At 60.7% G+C, this 16,661-nt stretch carries 17 protein-coding genes; 4 read left to right on the plus strand and 13 right to left on the minus strand.

The window, feature by feature from the left end; translation table 11 throughout:
* The first annotated feature begins 58 nt into the window (after window positions 1-58).
* The gene (locus AC1DQJ_RS10630) at window positions 59-463 is read left to right on the plus strand and encodes a hypothetical protein (RefSeq protein ID WP_477602992.1); all 405 of its coding nucleotides are present in this window, start codon (window positions 59-61) and stop codon (window positions 461-463) included.
* A gap of 99 nt (window positions 464-562) precedes the next feature.
* On the opposite strand, the gene AC1DQJ_RS10635 is transcribed toward AC1DQJ_RS10630, so the two are convergent.
* Window positions 563-1,459, minus strand: coding sequence for a hypothetical protein (locus AC1DQJ_RS10635; RefSeq protein ID WP_477602994.1), 897 nt, complete (start codon window positions 1,457-1,459; stop codon window positions 563-565).
* A 226-nt stretch (window positions 1,460-1,685) separates the two neighbouring features.
* Here AC1DQJ_RS10635 and AC1DQJ_RS10640 point away from each other — a divergent pair, with 226 nt between their 5' ends.
* Window positions 1,686-2,750: a hypothetical protein gene (locus AC1DQJ_RS10640; protein ID WP_477602996.1), complete on the plus strand. Its 1,065-nt coding sequence runs from the start codon at window positions 1,686-1,688 to the stop codon at window positions 2,748-2,750.
* Between the two features lie 183 nt (window positions 2,751-2,933).
* Here AC1DQJ_RS10640 and AC1DQJ_RS10645 read toward each other — a convergent pair whose 3' ends face one another.
* Window positions 2,934-3,257: a hypothetical protein gene (locus AC1DQJ_RS10645; RefSeq protein WP_477602997.1), complete on the minus strand. Its 324-nt coding sequence runs from the start codon at window positions 3,255-3,257 to the stop codon at window positions 2,934-2,936.
* Window positions 3,258-3,586: 329 nt separating this feature from the next.
* Window positions 3,587-4,285 carry a hypothetical protein gene (locus tag AC1DQJ_RS10650; RefSeq protein WP_477602999.1) on the minus strand — a complete coding sequence of 233 codons (699 nt, stop codon included), beginning with the start codon at window positions 4,283-4,285 and terminating at the stop codon, window positions 3,587-3,589.
* A gap of 238 nt (window positions 4,286-4,523) precedes the next feature.
* Here AC1DQJ_RS10650 and AC1DQJ_RS10655 point away from each other — a divergent pair, with 238 nt between their 5' ends.
* Window positions 4,524-4,874, plus strand: a complete 351-nt coding sequence (locus AC1DQJ_RS10655) for a hypothetical protein (protein ID WP_477603001.1) — start codon at window positions 4,524-4,526, stop codon at window positions 4,872-4,874.
* A 1,826-nt stretch (window positions 4,875-6,700) separates the two neighbouring features.
* Here the strand turns inward: AC1DQJ_RS10655 and AC1DQJ_RS10660 are convergent.
* Entirely contained in the window at window positions 6,701-7,069 is a 369-nt protein-coding gene (locus AC1DQJ_RS10660) for a hypothetical protein (RefSeq protein ID WP_477603003.1), read from the minus strand.
* Between the two features lie 277 nt (window positions 7,070-7,346).
* Between AC1DQJ_RS10660 and AC1DQJ_RS10665 the strand changes: the two genes are divergently transcribed.
* Window positions 7,347-7,685, plus strand: a complete 339-nt coding sequence (locus AC1DQJ_RS10665; RefSeq protein WP_477603005.1) for a hypothetical protein — start codon at window positions 7,347-7,349, stop codon at window positions 7,683-7,685.
* Window positions 7,686-7,902: 217 nt separating this feature from the next.
* On the opposite strand, the gene AC1DQJ_RS10670 is transcribed toward AC1DQJ_RS10665, so the two are convergent.
* The 9 genes from AC1DQJ_RS10670 to AC1DQJ_RS10710 all read right to left on the minus strand — a co-directional run bounded on the left by AC1DQJ_RS10670 (window position 7,903) and on the right by AC1DQJ_RS10710 (window position 16,525).
* Entirely contained in the window at window positions 7,903-8,265 is a 363-nt protein-coding gene (locus AC1DQJ_RS10670) for a hypothetical protein (RefSeq protein WP_477603007.1), read from the minus strand.
* A 617-nt stretch (window positions 8,266-8,882) separates the two neighbouring features.
* On the minus strand, window positions 8,883-11,021 hold the full coding sequence (locus AC1DQJ_RS10675; RefSeq protein WP_477603009.1) for a KAP family P-loop NTPase fold protein: 2,139 nt from the start codon (window positions 11,019-11,021) through the stop codon (window positions 8,883-8,885).
* 286 nt (window positions 11,022-11,307) lie between these two features.
* Complete coding sequence (locus AC1DQJ_RS10680) at window positions 11,308-11,766, minus strand: response regulator (protein WP_477603011.1); 459 nt, start codon at window positions 11,764-11,766, stop codon at window positions 11,308-11,310.
* Entirely contained in the window at window positions 11,767-12,528 is a 762-nt protein-coding gene (locus AC1DQJ_RS10685; protein WP_477603013.1) for a sensor histidine kinase, read from the minus strand.
* The gene (locus tag AC1DQJ_RS10690; protein WP_477603015.1) at window positions 12,525-13,469 is read right to left on the minus strand and encodes a restriction endonuclease; all 945 of its coding nucleotides are present in this window, start codon (window positions 13,467-13,469) and stop codon (window positions 12,525-12,527) included. Before AC1DQJ_RS10690 ends, AC1DQJ_RS10685 begins: the two co-directional genes overlap by 4 nt.
* A gap of 304 nt (window positions 13,470-13,773) precedes the next feature.
* On the minus strand, window positions 13,774-13,926 hold the full coding sequence (locus AC1DQJ_RS10695; RefSeq protein WP_477603017.1) for a helix-turn-helix transcriptional regulator: 153 nt from the start codon (window positions 13,924-13,926) through the stop codon (window positions 13,774-13,776).
* 73 nt (window positions 13,927-13,999) lie between these two features.
* On the minus strand, window positions 14,000-14,719 hold the full coding sequence (locus AC1DQJ_RS10700) for a class I SAM-dependent methyltransferase (protein ID WP_477603019.1): 720 nt from the start codon (window positions 14,717-14,719) through the stop codon (window positions 14,000-14,002).
* Window positions 14,716-15,744: an ATP-grasp domain-containing protein gene (locus tag AC1DQJ_RS10705; protein ID WP_477603020.1), complete on the minus strand. Its 1,029-nt coding sequence runs from the start codon at window positions 15,742-15,744 to the stop codon at window positions 14,716-14,718. Before AC1DQJ_RS10705 ends, AC1DQJ_RS10700 begins: the two co-directional genes overlap by 4 nt.
* Window positions 15,745-16,174: 430 nt before the next feature.
* Window positions 16,175-16,525: a toprim domain-containing protein gene (locus AC1DQJ_RS10710; protein WP_477603110.1), complete on the minus strand. Its 351-nt coding sequence runs from the start codon at window positions 16,523-16,525 to the stop codon at window positions 16,175-16,177.
* Window positions 16,526-16,661 lie beyond the last annotated feature (136 nt).

The raw sequence follows: 16,661 nt of genomic DNA on the forward strand, positions 1-16,661 counted from the left end.
GCCCAGGACCAGCGTCGAACCTATTCGGCTGACCGCTGATGAGGCACACGAAGCATGGGTGAAGGCTACGCCTCTCAACTTCGAAGCACTCAACTCTCGCCTTGCGCCACTACTGCCAGAGAAACAGGGCTGGCACCCGGACCTAAGAATTTGGGGCGAGGAGACTTCCGACGACGTCCAGCTCTGGCTTGAGGGCGGTCGGGTGGAGTCGCTTCAATTTCGCTTGGATCTTTCGCACCTTTCGCACCCATTCGTGGGGGCCATTTGCGAGCTGGCGCGGATCAATGACTGGCGCTTAGTCGATGAGGCCGGAGCGGTTGTTCCAGCCACGCGCGCTGCTTTGCTGCAAGCGATCATGAAATCGTCAGCGGCGAGCTATGTCGACGACCCGGGCAAGTTCGTGCGGGAGGTCGCTGCCGCGTTCGAGCAAACGACGAAGGAACAGAACGAGGACGGCCGATAGCGCTCCTGGGCCTGCATGTACGCTTAGCGCCGCCAGCAGACATTGGCTGCGAGGCTTGAAGGTCCGCTTGCAGACACGTCGCGCTCGACCGCATCCATCCTATTGCAGCAGGTCTCGATGGGTGCGCTCCAGCGAGGCTGTGACGACGTCGAACTCTGCCCGGTCTACTTGAAAATCTATGGTGGGCGCGTGTGTCGACGATATTCTGAGATGGGCCCCTGCCGGCATGATTTCGATGCTCAAGCTGGAAGGGTCGCCAGGGACGTTATCGTTTGCTGTGCCGATTTTGGCCCGCGTATCGGTGTGCGCCTCGCGAGCATGCACCCAAAGGCCCATAAGGGAGCGCCACTCGCCTTCCTCCAGGATCAATCCGTTCGAGCCGGCTCGATCAGAGATCTTCAGGACGCCGAGCTGCTCCCGAGTGAGCATCGTGCGTTTGACACCGACTGTCAGCGTCCGCCCCTCGTGCTCCAGGCGAAGGTAGTGTCGGAATTGGCCGTTATCGGCAGTCCTGGGGTAGAAGGTTATCCCGGCCCAAATCAGAGCTGTTACGGCTGTGACGAAGAGCGCGCCCGCGTACGCCGGTCTGCCGGAATCAGCCGGCGCTTCGTGTTCACTGGGCGGTAAAAAGCTATTCAAGAACGCCAACACAAAGCTCAACCCGACCCCGGTCGCGATGCCCGTAGCAAGTTTGGTCGCCACTGCCGGCGTCGGCATTCCGCCGGAGAGGGCCGTCGCCGCCAGAACAAAGAAGCTGGGGATGATGAGCCCGGCAACCCCCGGCAGGGTGGCTAGGCGCCGGGGCAAGGCAGGCGCAGGCAATGCTTGCGCCATCCCTAGAGACAAAGCCGTAAGCACAATCCACAAGGCCAAATGCGTGGTGATGGCCGCTCGTTCGTCCCAGACGGGGGGCTGCGGATGCACTCCGATGTTCACGGCCACGGTCGCCGAGGCGGTCGCAATTGCGGCCGCGCCGAAAAGCGCCGCTACTCTCATTCGTTCAGCCCCCAAGCGCAGTGATGGGAACACAGGTCCTGTCCGCTTTCCACCCGTTCCAGACGGTCCTGGAGTCCGCACCTGGCGCAAAAGACCACGCTGCCGGTACAGGTCGCAAACTGAGAGCAGACATTCGCCTGCTAGCATCTCCTAACTGGAGCGTTTCAGATCGAAGTGATCACACTCAATATGCCTCGCTATGACCTCATCGCCCTCCGGTTCAAACATGCAACTCCTCCACGCCGATTGGAGCGTCGCCGCTGACAAGCGTTGGGTGGCCGCCGCTAAGCGGATCGAAGGGCGCTGGCGCATCTTTGACGTCCGCAAGGTTGGGACAACGGCTGACTTCGTACGCAGTCTGATCTCTGCGGGGCAGGTTGAGCCAGTCGTCGCCGGCTTCGACTTCCCCATCGGAGTTCCGGCCAGCTATGGGGCTCGGACCGGTCTGCCCGACTTCCCGACTCTGCTCAAATGCCTTGGCGACGGAGTATGGTCTCAGTTCGGCCAGGTCGCACGCTCGCCTGGTGAGATTTCCCTGCATCGCCCTTTCTACCCCGCCGGCGCTCAGGCCGGACTGAAGCAGTCGGCGCTCCTCGACGCCCACGGCGTCGCCTCGCTGGACGAGCTGCGTCGCACCTGCGAGCGGGCGACACAAGATCGCCGAGCGGCCTGCCCACTCTTTTGGACCTTAGGCGGCAACCAGGTCGGCCGCGGTGCCCTCTCGGGATGGAGCGAGGTCGTCGGGCCCGCCCTTGCCGCTGGAGCCGCACTCTGGCCATACCACGGAGACCTCGCGAGCCTGCTCGGGAAGGACTGCGGGGTTGTGCTCGCGGAGACATATCCGGCAGAGGCCTACAGTCACGTCGGGGTCAGCTTTGCGGCCAAGGAGAGCAAGCGCCGGCAGTCAGATCGTCTAGCCAAGTCACGCGCCATTCTCGGCTGGGCTGAGCGCCACGGCGTGGCGCTTGCTCCGATCGTTATGACGATGCTCCTCGCCGGCTTCGGTGAGGACGCCGCTGGGGAGGATCGCTTTGACGCGTTCATGGGGCTCCTTGGTATGATCGAGGTCGTAGAGGGTCGACGGGCAGATGGCCCCTCCCTCTCGCTTGAGATCGCGCGCTGGGAGGGCTGGATTCTAGGGCAGCTAGACGCGCCGCCAGCGCGAGGAAGTCCAAGTTCCACGGTTGCCACGGAAGGCGCTGTCGACTTTCGTTTGCTGGAGGCGGTGCTCGCAACCAACAGCGCAACGCGGGCAGCCTTAAGCGAAATTCTACTGCGCGACCGCGACTAGGGCCGGGGCATTGCCCTGCCTCGCCGGCGACTTCCCGCCGAGCCCAATCAATTTGCGGGTCGCCGGTCTACCGCGTGTCGCGAATGCGCCAACAGGAGACCAAGGCTTGCGAGCGGATAGCGGACCTTGTGACGGCCACCTGGCGGTTGATCGCCGGACTGGTTCCGCGCCTATCGGACTCGATTAGTCGCTGAGCGGCGAGCGCATCCAGGTCCAACCAATGAGGACGCCGCCACACTCGTGGGCGGCGATCTCATAGGCGATCGCATAATCGGGAAGCCATTTCAGCGAGGTCGCGCTCCGCAATTTGAAGCCGCCCCGTCGCTGTATGACGTGCCCGTTCAGACGACGAAGCAACTTGCGCTTTGCGCCTCCAGAGGCGCGAAAGTCAAACTCGATGACTGCGGCGTCGGAACCTGGCGCAACTGCTTGCCAACTTGCGACCAGTGCTTCGTTGAATGGAGCATGGCGTTTGGCGATCGCACCAAGATCGAACTTGATGCACACGCACTCCGGATCAAGCCAGAGGCTGTGGAGGACGTGATCTAGAAATGTAGCAGCCGCCCAGTCCACCCGCCCCACCTCAATTGTGTCGCCTATCTCAACCACGCGGATCGTGCGACTTCCACCCACCGAGATGATCCTGACGAGCCTCGGTTAGGAAGGAATGCTCCACCGGTCAGGTCGCGAATGCGCCACCAGGAGACCATGGCTCCAGGCCGGAAACCGGACTCGGCCAGCGGTCCGCTTTCAGGAACGTCGCGATCGACCGGATTCGACCCATGTGAGACGTTCGGAAGGTCCGTTTTCAACTAGGCGCCTGCGCGGCTTCGGCTTTAGGAAATCCAGACACCCAGCAGGGAAGATCCAATCCAGCCCCCTTTGAGATCGCGTCGGAGAAGTAGCAGATAACCTTGACCCGCGCGCGATCCCGACACCGCCGAAACGTAGATCAGCGCCTCCATGCCATCGCTTGAAACCGCAGCCCGCGTTAGTGCGATGTAGGTGCGATCGAACACGCCGTTCTTCCGAATGTGCGGTCGCGATGTCTTGGCGGAGATAGCTGCTCCAGCCGTGGAAGCGATCTCGCGCACGCTCTCGCACGTCGTCGCACTCAACTGGTGGCCGGTCAGAAACGTTTGCGCTAGTTCAGCGGAAGGGATGGGAGCGGGAACTTGATTAGCCTCGTTAGGCTGAGGCAAGAACCATCTCGGTTCGCCGTTCCCCGCGTCCTCTTTGCCGAAATCCTGTCGAATGAACGGCACGTCGAGATAGGAAATTCGCGAGGTATCGATTTCCGATCCAAGCTCCCAGCGACCGGGACCCTTACTCAACAGAAGCTCCCGCAGTGCTGCGGCGCTCGCCGCGCACGCATCGTCACTGGCGGCAAACGCGGTCGAACCGCCTGCGAGTCCCGAGGCGAGAAGAACCCCGCCAACGAACAGAAGCACCTTCGAAGCGCGTAGAGCGATGCTGGCCGCCATAAGGTTCATGGAGAGGAAGATATTGCGCTGACGGTCGTGTCCGCAATCCATCTGTGGACGCCCCTCGCGTCCACGCTTGGCAGAAATGAGCGCGGCGCCGGCTTAGGTCGCGAGTGCGCCATGAGGAGACATTGGTCTCAAGCCGCTATGCGGACCGTGGGCACTTCTCCCAGATCGCAAGTTGAGCGCCATACTTCGCCACGGCAGCGATCCTACGCAAGGCCCACTCGACAACTTGGAACCATTGGAAGAGCCTCAGCCAACTCAGATCAGGTTTGACCGAGCAACGATGCGCCTTGCGATCCTCTGCATGCTGTCGGTTTTGACTGCATGCGCTCCAAAACTCACCGCCAACTTGCCGCGCGACGAGGTGCGCCAGATCGAGAAGGCTCTCGAGAACGAGGAGGGCGCGCGCGTGAGGATAGACGATGCGATTTTGGTGACCGAACCTGAGCTGCCACCGTTCATTTGTGGGGTCTATTCGACATCAGCGAGCAGAAGGGCCCGCACGGGAAAGATATTCATGTGGTCGCACGGAAGGCTTATGTCCGGTGCCTACCACGACAATGTCTATGCCTGCATAAGGACCGCGGTCGATCGGGGAAGGGCCGTCGAGGCAAAGCCGCAAGGCATCGGGTAGCCCCAGATCCTTACCCCTCCATCCAGCCCCGCATGATCTGTCCCTGCGGTATCGTCGCACACCGGAGACGTCCCTCGCCACGGTCCTTTTTCGCGCCCTTTGCAGACTAAGGCTGCTGAGCGGCAAGCTGACCTAGCTGGCGGTCCGCTGGTGAGATCGCCGTAATCGACCGGATCCGCCCCTCAGCGGATGTTACCCTCTGCTGGCGGGAGCCTTCTGCGGATCAAGAACAGACCCAGACGGCACAGCCAGAAAAACGTCAGGCCCACCAGGGGCCAAGCCCAGTCTACGAGACGAGCATCAATTGAGGCGACTAGTCGAGTAACGACGTCGCCGACCGGCGTCATACCCCAAACCAACATGAAACCGACTGTCGCCGCAAAAGCGTACCAGTAGTCTCGTCTTCCCGCGGGCTTCGGCATCGCGCTCATCGCCATAAGCTGTAATGGGCGACGCCTAAGACCGGCAAGAGGCTTCCCGATGTGGTCTGCTACCCACCCTGGTCAGACGCTTCTGGGGTCCAAATCTCGGTCAATGCCAAGTCGCTTGGCGTTGGTCGCGAATGCGCCATCAGCGGAAGTTGGGTCACAGCCAAGAAGCGGACACTAGATGAGGTTTGCTCGTGGGAACTTCAGGCTCGACCGCTTCCGACCCTTAGACGACCTTGAGCAGGCCTGCTTGTGCGGGGCGGAAACGACATTCTGTCGAGTACATTCCCCCACGCGTTCGCTCATGTAGTCTGCTGGCATGTGCCTCAGTGTCTATCTCGGAACGTCGCGCCCGCTCTCGATCCCGTCCTCCGGGCCGGGCCAGCTTGGCGTAGAAGAGGCTGCATGGACGCCACCGCCGCTTAGGCGGCGCGAGTTCGTCTACTACTTGGGTCGGAAGGCCGAGGGAGTGAAGCCATTGGAGTGCTCATGCCTGTTGTCGGAGTATGTCGACTGGACCGAGGGTGGCCCCATTGTGCAGCAGGACGACCTCTACGAACCCGAGGCTTGCGCCTTCGACGCCCTGAGAGAACTATGTGACCGAGCCACGCAGGATGGTGGGATAGCTACCATCGTCTGCGATGATAGCGGCGGACTGGAGCAGGCCTGCTCAGAGGGCGATTACTGTAGCGGCCTCGTTCGATTGAGCTCCATTTCACGAGGTAACCTGCTGTTCGCGGGCGCGAGCGGCGAGTTTCCTTGGCGTGCCCTACACGTAGTTCGATAGGCCAACGTCCCCTAGCAGGAACGTCGTGTTCGACCGGATCCGACATCTGAGACCGTCGCGAGGTCCGCTATACGAAACTCTCAGCGCATCAGTGGTAGAGGTTCGAAATGAGGCCGTTGAACTGGCACCTGTTGGTTTGGCGCTACCAGAGGGCCATCGCGCTCGCGGTGATCTTAGGCGTTTTGCTGCTGGCTGGGATTGCATGGACAGGGCTCGCACGCCTCCGCCCGATTAATGCCATCTATGTCCCGCGTGAGATCACCTGCCGATCTAAGGCGGACGGCGGCTACTGCGAGAGAACCGGCGGAGTCGATGAGCAGGGCAAGCCGTGGGGAACTGCTGCTCCACCAGCGCGGATCACTAGTTCCGCCGCCGGGGGCGAGCGCGTCCATCGAGGCGCGGCACCTGATTGAGCCTGACGAAGCTAGGGTTCGTAGTGGAGGCTAGGTCCGCTAGCCACCCCGCGCAGACGCTTCAGAGGTCCGAATCTCGGCCGATGCTAGATCGCCTGGTGTTGGTCGCGAATGCGCCATTTCCAGACATGGGCCGCAGACCGAAGAGCGGAACTTTGGTCCGCATTCAAAAACGTCGCGGTCGACCCGATCCGACGCTTAGCCGACCTTGAATCCAAGAAGGAGCCAGCCGGCAGCTAAGAGCAGCAATATGGCCGCGAACCATCCAGCTAAGTGGATCGGGAGAACTGATGAGCCGGACGATGTCTCGTAGAGCGGACTGACCGTAGCAGTTGGGTCGATCTCTAGCCCGGCACCATTAGCCGCACACCACCGTTCGAGTTCCGGTTTGAGCACTGGCCACAAATCAATAGCCCAGGCAGGTGCGACGGTCGGCCAGGCTTGTTCTGTCGGAAGGCACGCAGTGAGGACGCCCATGGGCAGCGCAAGGATGAAGGAGCCGCCCGGGCCGGCCACGACCAGTTCTTCCTTCCAGCGTGGCGTGAACCGAAACGTGTGCGCAGTCATGGCAAAGCTTCGCTTCTGTGCGCTCAAAACACAACGTCCACTGACCCTTTCCAGGCCCCTTCGACTGCATCTGGCAGAAGTGAGCAAGTAGCCGGCTTAGGTCATTGGTCGTGAGCCGAAATTCGGACTCTGGACGTTTCCCCAAATGGAAGGTGAGCCTCGGTCCGTTCCGCCCTGTTGCGATTTCGCCACCGCAGCGTCTTACGCGAGTCCCCTCGACATCCATGGCCCATTGGCGGAGTCTCAACCAACTCCGAGCAGATTTGATCGAGCTGTGATGCGCCTTGTGACCCTCTGTGTGCTGTCGGCTTTGACCGCATGCGCACCGAAATTAACCGCCCAATTGCCGCGCGAGGAGGTGCGCCAGATTGAGAAGGCCCTAGCGAGCGAGGAAGGCGCGCGCGTGAGGATCGCTGAAGCGATTTTGGTGACCGAGCCTGAGCTACCGCCGTTCATATGCGGGGTCTATTCGACGTCCGCGAGCAGAAAAGCCCGTGCCGGAAAGGTCTTCATGTGGTCTCACGGAAGGCTCATGTCTGCTGCCGCTTATCACGACAATGCCTACGCCTGCATGAAGAGGGCGACCAATATGCTGAAGGCTCCCCTGGGCGCTTAGCACGCATGACCGCGGTCGATCCGGGAAAAGGCCGTCGAGGCCAAGCCGCAAGGCATCGGGTAGCCCCAGATCCTTACGCCTCCTTCCAGCCCCACATGATCTTCACCAGCGGTAGCGGATTGCGGACTCGGGTCGATGTCCGCTTATCAGAACCCGCCCCCCGGCCGGCTTCGACCCGTTGCGGACCTTTACGCTTCACGACCGCGGCAATCTAACTTCACGGTGCAGGACGGTTCAGTTGATCGCAGTTGAAATAATGCTCGCTGCCCACCTTCACCGTGATCGCCTCTGTGCTCGCCGCGGGCTTCCACCATCCACTGCGCTCGCGTTCGATCATGGTTGGGATCCACGTCCCCGGCCAATAGGTGATTGGCGCTGGGACCTGCAGCCCGACGATGTCCTTTGAAATGTCGCGATCCCACTTGGGCTTATTCGACGGCAGCACGACGATTGCAGTGCTGATGTGGGGGGCAGGTCCTTCATACTGCACGCATAGACCGACGCGATCGATCGAGGCGGGAGAGTTGCAAGCCAAGAGAGCGAGTAAACAGATTGCCGACGGCACAAGAGGTTTCGTCATACTCAACGCGCTTTTGAGCCCCTTAGCGCTCTCTGGCGGCCCAAAGGGAACAGGCGGAAACGACTATCGAAGCAACCAGGAACGCGATGGCCAAGCCGAGGCAATACCGCATTTGAAGCTCAGCGTCCGGCCGGGTCGAGCCAACGAAGAGATACACATAGAAGAAGAAGGCTGACGTCCCCAAGGAGGCCAACGCCACTCCGAGCGGGAGCAGCACTTTGGGCAAGCGTCCATCGGACCCCGCAACAAAGCTCAGAACTAGACTAGCGACGAGACCGCCAATCACACCGGCGCTTACGACCGCCACGTCCCAAATCCCCCTCGATCAAAGCTGCGCCTTCGGCAACCTTACATGGTGACGCTATCACGAGGTCGGCCGCTTCCCACCATTCCAGACGCTCCTGAAACAGCACCTGGCGGAAACGGACACGTCGCCGAAGTCGCGAATGCGCCACTTGCGGAAATTGGCGGCGAGGCTGAAAGCGGACTCATCTGCTGGTCCGCTACTAGTAGGAACGTTGTGATCGACTGGGCCCGCACCTTCGCGGACATCGGCGCTGTCCGCCTTCCGCGGCCTTGTCATGGTATCGCCCTCACAACCGACGAAAATTTCAATCTCACCAGTTTGAGAATTCGATCATCGGCCGGCCGACGGCTTGGAAAGCTGCCCGGACCCGTTCGGTCATGTCCGCTTCGTCCCTGCCCGCGAAGGAACTGATGGCCTCCATCGCGTTCATGTAGCCAGAATAGCAGTCGACCAGAGCTACGAGCCGACCGTCGTCCTCAAAGACCGGGTTGATCGTGGCGGCGAACGCCTCGGAACCGAAGCGCTGAGCCATGAACAGCAGGTGCGGAGCCGTGGCGACCGCAAAGATGCTATTGTCCGCGATTGCCGCGAGGACCCTGTCCACAACGGCCTTCGTGGCTGTCGCCAAGGCGACGTCGCTTGCCTCGATCTTGCGGTGTTCGCGGGGCCCTTTGAGCAGGAAGTGGGCGGTCCCGGACGTTATCAAGATGAGCAGGTGACCCAACACTTCAAGGTCGAGCTCATCGGCCGTAAGCGCGGCGACCTGCTCGTCGCTCAGCTTCGAGAGGTGCACCAATGAGCGGTACGCAAAGCCTCTGACAGCCTGCTGATCGACCCTCTCTCCGATCGGTGCCGGACGACGGAACGTCGTGGGCGCGATGAACGCCTGGACGAGCTCAAAAACGACTGATGGCTTGATGTTGCCGTGATCGCGTTCGGCATCGAGCAATGCCACCAAGTGATGTAAGGGCGTGACGTCGCCTGCCGGCCGCCTCGATATTTCAGCGACGAGCTCGCGACGGGACTGACTGGCGCTCGTCTCGGAGATCAGCGCGTCGACTTCGCTACGAGACGGCGCCCCGGGAAGCGGGCGGTGCAGGAAGTAGGTGAAGAAATGCCCGCTGTCAGAGATCGCGCGCGTAGGCGGTTGCGTATCGGTTGTGTGTTCGCCGAACCCGGCGGCCTCGCCAAGATAGCTCGCAGCTTTCGGAAATAGTGCGCTGAGGCAGGCGCGGATGGCATGGTCCCGCGGTGCGTCATGCAATTGGAGGGCGGACGTCACCCTGGCGGCCGCGTCCTTACGAACGGCGTCCTTCCGCGCGTCGGTGCTTCCAAGTACGCGGCTTAGGAAATCCAGGCTCTCCGTATTGAGCCAAATGTCGCTCGTGGCGAGGATCCCAGCATAGGCCGAGGGTCTCGACAGCCTTATCGCTTCAAGCAAGAGGAAGTCGGGAAGAAAGAGTTCGGCGGTCTTTCCGCCAATCCAGAAGTTGACGGCATTGGCCAGTCGGACGGCGTCGCGCGGCGCGTCCAGCATTCGCAGCAGTGCGGCCTTGTGAACTGGCGCTTCAAGTACGGCGTCTCGAAGCACCGGGCTTAAGAGGTCGGCGAGGAAGCTGAGGGTCTGCGATGACGTAAGCGGCGGCACTGGCACAGATACGTTGATGATCTTCTCAAAATAGTCCGTGTCCAATGCGGGCTTGAAGCTGGCGAGGATGTTGCCCAGCGCGACTGGATCGTAAGCCAGCACGTAGACGAAACCTGGAAGATCCGCGATCGACTTGATTGCGCTCATGACGCGCACGGCCTGCTCGGGTGCCAGGCGGTCCAGGTCGTCGATCAGGACGACAAAGCTGAAGCCTTTCGCTGCAAATGCCTCCGCCACCACATCGCGGAGCTTCCGGGCTGGTTTCGAGGCGTTCAATATTTTGCCTAGATCACCGCCTGCTTCGCGCGCAGCTTTGACGATCTCCCCGACACCCTCGGTCTTTTTAGAGAGGCTCAGGAGAACGTCGAGACCCTCGGGCAGCTTTCCGGCGGCGCTTGCAAGCTTGCCGACAATCGACGCCGCCACATCAGCCTCGTCTTTCGGCATGGCGTCCAGGACTGCGCTAAGCAATGCCGAGACGATGTTAGCGTCTTCTTCCAGCCACCACGGATCGAAGTCGAGCACGAACTGTGTATTGGGATTCAACGCCGCCTTCAGGGACAGGCGCAGGTAATTCAAGATCGTCGACTTGCCGCTGCCCCAACGCCCTTCAAGTCCCAAGGTGAAGCCGCCACTGGCGCGATCCCCCGCAAGAAGCGGGAGAATGTTCTGCCGCAATTGATCGGCGAGCGCCTGGAATCCGAATTTGTCGTGGTCGGGAAGGGCTAACGCAGCGTCGTAGTGGAGCCTTGTATCCTGCGTCACGCCGATCAGCCTCGCGTCGATGTCAGATGGGCTCAACACTAAGCGACCCGAGAGCCTTGTGGCCACGCTAGTGTCGCGGCCCAGGATCGCCCGTCCACATTTCCGCAACCCACCCCGCGCCGACGCCTCAGAGTTTCGGTACTCCGCCGATGCGAGATGGCCTGGCATTTGCCGCGTATGCGCCAATTGCAGACATCTGATCGGGGCCCGAAGACAGACACTGGCAACGTCGCCTGAGTAACTCCCAAGCCATCTATTACGCCCGGCGCAACCCTAAGTGCGGGTGCTATGAATAATTGGCAGCGGAAGGGGCGTGGCTGTCCTACTTTGGCTGCCCACCATCGTCCGTCGTTGGGTCATATGAAAGCACCGCCTCTAGTTCAGCTTTTATCTCTCGAGGCCGTCCCTTTATGATGTACGTACATCCCAGCCGTTTTGCTTCCTCAACGACTTCAGCGTCCCGGTGAACTGAGTAAATTATTACCTGCCTGTCGCGATATCCACGGTTTCGTGCGTGTTTCGCCAAGAATAGGCCGGGAAATTTCACATAGGCGGTTCCCGCTAAAGCAAGCGCCTCTTCATACGGCTCAAGTACCGGTATATTCAAATCAATTACCAAGGCTCGATAGATCGCCTCATTAATTCTATCAACACCTTCATTCACATTTGACGCCAAGGTCACGAGAATCCCCTTTGCGTCGAAGTAATCGACCATCCAAAGTACATTTTGTAGTTCATCGTCTACGATGACGACTGTATCAGGATCTGTTGTCTTGGCCATTCAGGCAGCCTCTCCGCCTGGAATTTTGATGGTGAATGTGATGCCGTCCCTTCCTTCACCCTGAATCATAAGCCTTCCGCCGTGTATCGTCTCCACAATCTGGCGGCATATGTAGAGTCCAAGGCCGGTGCCAGAGGCAACTACCTTACGCGCATTGCTTCCCCGAAACCCGAGATCGAAAACCCTGGTCATTTCGGAAGGCGGAAGCGGCACGGCAGAGGTCCCATGAATTTTGATGAGGGCCATTCCCGTGTCAGCTTGAATCCACTGGTTCACTGAGATCTTCGTGTTCCGTTGGCCGTATTTTACGCAGTTGTCGAATATGTTCATAAGAACTTGACGTATTAATTCGGGGTGCCCCGACACGCGATTTTGCGTTTTTGGATCGTCGAGCGATATCTCAATTTGCTTCGCCTTTCCGTCCTCTTGGTAGAACATGGCTGACTCAATAATCACCTGCGGGAGGACGACCTTCCTTCGGTCATCATCTGCGACGCCGCCGCTTCCTTGCGCGAGGAAGGCCAAGTTTCGCATCAAGGTGATGCATTGTTCGATTTGGGCGCGAGCTGCGGTCAGCCGCTGCTCGCGCCGACCGTCGCCCTGGATGAGACCATTGGCGAGGTTATCTAACGTGCCCGCGACGCCATTCAGTGGATTGACGACTTGGTGAACGAAATTTGCCAAGAGCGTGAGGTCGAGCCCCTCCGAGTGGTCCACTATCTGAACAATAGACCCGGAGATGTCTTGTAGATCAGCGGTCATTTGATCTTCCGAATGGTAACGGTCGCGTGCATGTCGCCAGCGTCGAGGCCGCCGGTGACATCAAAAGACTCGATCTCGATATTCGACCAAAACGCAATCTCGCTCAAATGGCGATGGGTGGTCTCGGTTGCGGGCAGTTTGTGTCCAGTTGAGGTCAATACGGCTCTTGTATCCTCGCCAGCGACAGTCAATTCACTGGCTGTCAAATAGTGCCTAAGTGTTGTTAGGATGGCTCGCAGGCCGACGGAGTCCCATCCCGCCGCTGGCCCTTGCCATTTGACCCAATCATAGTCCGGCGGGGCCGTTGAATCTTGAGAGTGTACGATTCTGCCGTAGTTATCGATCTCTGCCATTCGCGCCGAAGTTAACTCGGCTAGGGCGGCGGCCATCTCCACGCTTCTGCGAGGATCTTGCCCAAACTCCAGCGTCGCATAGCTGGCCTGGGCGGCTTTCATTATCTCGGCAATGAGACCGGAGAACTTCGGGTCAATCGGTAGCTTTGCGTCTAGTAGGCCAAATTTCAGGGCGACTGCAGGATATGCCCCTAAGATTTCGGAAAGTTCGTATCCGCGCCAAACTCGGACTTTTAAATCCCGCCTCTGTGCGTTCCATTGCGCGATGTGCGTTTCGCATGCAGGTGATGGGTTGTTGTTTGTCACCAGTAGTAAGACGTCAGCCCGAAGGCTATCGGCGTGGGCGATTTTTTGCCAAACCGTAGGCCAATCAATGGCATTTGTGTATCTCTTGCATTCAACATGCCACTTTTGAATGCAACGAGCGCCACTGAAATCGACGTAATGGTACTCGCCCTCAATATCTCTCCCGCCGTCTGCGCCAGGCGTCCTCCAAACAAGATTACGCAAACCGGCTGCCTGAACTAGGTCATACGTGAGGTTCTCAAATTCGTTGGGATCTAAATCTGAAAGCGAGCGTAGCGCCACTGGACATTGATCTCCTGCATTGGTGACCTTCGTTATTCCTAGATATCGTTGGTTGCTGCAATCCCCATTCAAGCGGTCAGCGGCCGCAACCGAGAGCTTTGGTGGCTATCCTTGCGTCGTGAGGTCGCAGCCGAGCCCGAGCAATCCGACGATCTCCCTGGCGCGACTGGATGTGATATGGCCTTCCGTCTCCGAGCCCGGTGGACGGACTAGCTGGCCCACAGCGTGCGCGAGCCAGCGCCAAGAGGCGGACGTTCTCAACTTCCGCTAGGAGCCCGAGGCGGACATTGAGCCGGTCAGCCGGTTAGTCTCCGACTACCCGGAAGAGTTCATCAACGCGGACGCCCAGTGCGCGCGCCAGGTGGTATGCAGTCTTCACGCTCGCGTTTCGTTCGCCGCGCTCGATCAAGCCCACATAGTTGCGGTGCAACCCCGGAAGGCGCGCCGGGCGGCGCATCAAAACGCGAGCTCGGCGCGCCTTGCGCGATCTCGGCAGGTGCAAAATCTAACGACGGGAGAGCTACCTCCTTCTAGTCACCGACCGGCTGGAGATCCACATAGGTCAGCCGCCAGTCTAGGGTCACGCTGTCCGCTTGGCGGCGGATCCCGACATGCTGCTCCAGCGCCGCCAACAATTCTTCGGCCGGGCACGCCTGCAGGCCAAAGAGGTCGGTGCAGAAGTCGAGCATCGCCGCCTCCGAACCGAAGACCCAGGGGCAGGCACGCTCCTCGTAGAGGACGAGCCGCGCGCCCTCGACCTGCTCGAAAGTCGGCCGGTCGAGATAGGCGCCCTCGTGCCCGGTGCCGTTGAAGCGGCCGACGAAGCCGTCGAGGAAGGCGGCGATCGGCGAGCCCTTGTCCACGTCCGCGACATGCAGCGTTCCGCCAGGCGCGGTGTGTGAGGCCAACTTGCCAAGGAAGCCCGCTTTATCCTCGATGTGATGCAGCGCCGCCAGGCAGACCACGCGGTCGAACTGGCCCAGCGCCCAGGGCTCTGCCGGGTCCAGCACCGTCTCCTGCCCGCTGAAACCAGCGGTTAGCTCGTAGCCTTCGATCGCGCAGCTGTCTGGGACCACATCCCGCAGGTAGCCGCCGCCCGCCGGTAGGTCGAGGATCGTCTCGCCCGCGCCCAAGGGGCGGCGGGCGAAGAGCTGCTCGAACTCGCGCCGCCGCGCTTGCGGATGGCGGATCATGGCGCGGTGATAGGGCGCGCCGCGCACCTCGAAGATCTCGCCGTACTCCAGGTTCATGCCGCGGCCGCCGCGGGTTGGCCGCGCCACCGGGTAGGGTCGGCCAGCAGGCCCTGTAGGGATTCGATGATCGCGGCGATCGGCGCGTCCCACATGTTCGGCGAACGCGCGCTGTTGTGCAGGACGTTCATGCAGGCGTTGGCCTCAAAAACCAGCAGGCTCCCGTCCGGACGGATCGAGCAGTCGATCCCGAAATAGTCCAGCGCCAGGGCCTCGGCGATTGCAGTGACGGCGGGCAGGATGGCGGGGCGGGTCACCTCGGCGAAGGCGGCCAGGAAGGCCCGTTCCTCGTCCTGCGTATTGGGCGCGCGCCGATCGGCGTGCAGCAGCCAGCCTTCGCCGATGAGTAGATGGCGCAGGAAAACCTCCTGGCCAACCACCACTAGCCGCGCCTTGCGGTAGAAGCCATCGGCGTCGGCGAAGTCGATGAACTCGGTGATGTAGAGCGGCCCGTCGTCGAGCCTGATCTTCGCCGTCGCCAGATCCTCGGGGCGGTCCACCTTGATCATGCCTATGCCGCCATGGGCTCCGGCTGGGCGGATCAGCAGCGGGAAGGCCAGGCCCTCGCGCGCGATCGTCTCGATCAAGCTCGCCCGATCGGGCGCGGGCGTGCGGATCGTCCGCGGCATGCGCACTCCCGGCAGGCCCGCCAGGCCGGCCGACACCTGGTCGCGCCCCGTGCGCAGCACAGCAGCTGGAGCGTTGAACGCTGGCTTGCCCACCCGCTGGACGAGGCTGTCGGCCTTGCGCAGCACCGGCCCGTAAATGTCGGGGTCGGCCATGTAGTTGATTATTGGGACGCGCCTTACCGGCAGTGTCTTGGGCCAGTCGCCAGAAACGAGCCACAGTTGCCGCGCGCGCGATTCCAGTTCCGGAAGAAAGTGCAGGAAGCTGGCGGTGCCGTTAATTACGAAGCGCGGCGGATCGTAGCCGTCTCGCACGTCGATCTGGCAGGTCCGGTCGACTGGCGCGCCACGGATCACTAGCATCTCGCCGCCCGCACTAAGCTTAGAATTGGAAATCATAAATATTCTTCGAGTTCAAATGGCCTGCGAAACGCCGGCAGATAAGGAAAGTTCAAAAAGAGACGAATGCTATTCGCGACATACCCGCGTATTTTAGCTGTAAATATGCTATTCTCGCGCGAGTGCCGTTAGAGGCTATTTCAATCGTTTAGATTGTCATCGCCTCATTTCGCCGGAATCTCAACCATGGCCGCCGTCCTCTCTCGAGAGCGGTCTTTGATTTCCGCACCAGGCGCGCCGATTGGATCAAGCCGACCCGACCCACGCATCACTCCACGGTCAGAACGGCTGAGGTGCAGTCAACGAGATCCCCTCGTGGGAGGAATGTCCAAAAAGCAAAACATAACTACATAAGTAGATGATTTCATAAGCGTCGGCGACTCGCCTCGTCCAAAGGGAGGAGGGTGCGCCAAGCGGTGGAGGCTGGGGCCTAGCGCCGTGAAGCCTGAGCGGCTTCGTTCCAGTCGCCGAACGGTTCAAGTGGCATCATCACGGCCGCCGCCACGTCTCGTGCCTCGAATTGCCTGCGAAGGAATTCCGCCGCAGCTTCTCCACCGGTACCTCGATCGGCGGCGATCACCACCCGATTGACGCCAACCGGCGGCGTCCAATGGCGCATGTTGCTGGTAGAGAGCAGGGCCCAGCCAGGCATCCCGAACTCCTCCATCGCCGAGAGTGTCGTGAAGACGCCTTCTCCGACCACCATCGCTGGTGCGGCAGGGCGCAAACGGACGGCGGACCCGGCCGGAAATGTTCCGATGGTCTTTCGTGGCGGTCGCATATCCACGGCGCGGGATCCGCCAGCGGTGAGATACGCTGGTGATGGCCGTGAGGCGTCGGCTCCACTTCAGCAGCGCATCGCGCTTCTCGTCTGCGTAGGCGTAGAGATTGTAGTGCCGGGCGCGCCACTTCTTCTA

This window comes from Phenylobacterium sp. P4_E10 (genome assembly GCF_056401675.1).

Coding starts and splice junctions, on each gene's coding strand:
- AC1DQJ_RS10660 (WP_477603003.1), bottom strand. CDS start 7,069: ATGACTGCGCACACGTTTCGGTTCACGCCACGCTGGAAGGAAGAACTG.
- AC1DQJ_RS10695 (WP_477603017.1), bottom strand. CDS start 13,926: ATGCGCCGCCCGGCGCGCCTTCCGGGGTTGCACCGCAACTATGTGGGC.
- AC1DQJ_RS10685 (WP_477603013.1), bottom strand. CDS start 12,528: ATGACCGCTGATCTACAAGACATCTCCGGGTCTATTGTTCAGATAGTG.
- AC1DQJ_RS10670 (WP_477603007.1), bottom strand. CDS start 8,265: ATGACGAAACCTCTTGTGCCGTCGGCAATCTGTTTACTCGCTCTCTTG.
- AC1DQJ_RS10640 (WP_477602996.1), top strand. CDS start 1,686: ATGCAACTCCTCCACGCCGATTGGAGCGTCGCCGCTGACAAGCGTTGG.
- AC1DQJ_RS10635 (WP_477602994.1), bottom strand. CDS start 1,459: ATGAGAGTAGCGGCGCTTTTCGGCGCGGCCGCAATTGCGACCGCCTCG.
- AC1DQJ_RS10680 (WP_477603011.1), bottom strand. CDS start 11,766: ATGGCCAAGACAACAGATCCTGATACAGTCGTCATCGTAGACGATGAA.
- AC1DQJ_RS10710 (WP_477603110.1), bottom strand. CDS start 16,525: ATGCGACCGCCACGAAAGACCATCGGAACATTTCCGGCCGGGTCCGCC.
- AC1DQJ_RS10700 (WP_477603019.1), bottom strand. CDS start 14,719: ATGAACCTGGAGTACGGCGAGATCTTCGAGGTGCGCGGCGCGCCCTAT.
- AC1DQJ_RS10650 (WP_477602999.1), bottom strand. CDS start 4,285: ATGGATTGCGGACACGACCGTCAGCGCAATATCTTCCTCTCCATGAAC.
- AC1DQJ_RS10665 (WP_477603005.1), top strand. CDS start 7,347: ATGCGCCTTGTGACCCTCTGTGTGCTGTCGGCTTTGACCGCATGCGCA.
- AC1DQJ_RS10705 (WP_477603020.1), bottom strand. CDS start 15,744: ATGATTTCCAATTCTAAGCTTAGTGCGGGCGGCGAGATGCTAGTGATC.
- AC1DQJ_RS10655 (WP_477603001.1), top strand. CDS start 4,524: ATGCGCCTTGCGATCCTCTGCATGCTGTCGGTTTTGACTGCATGCGCT.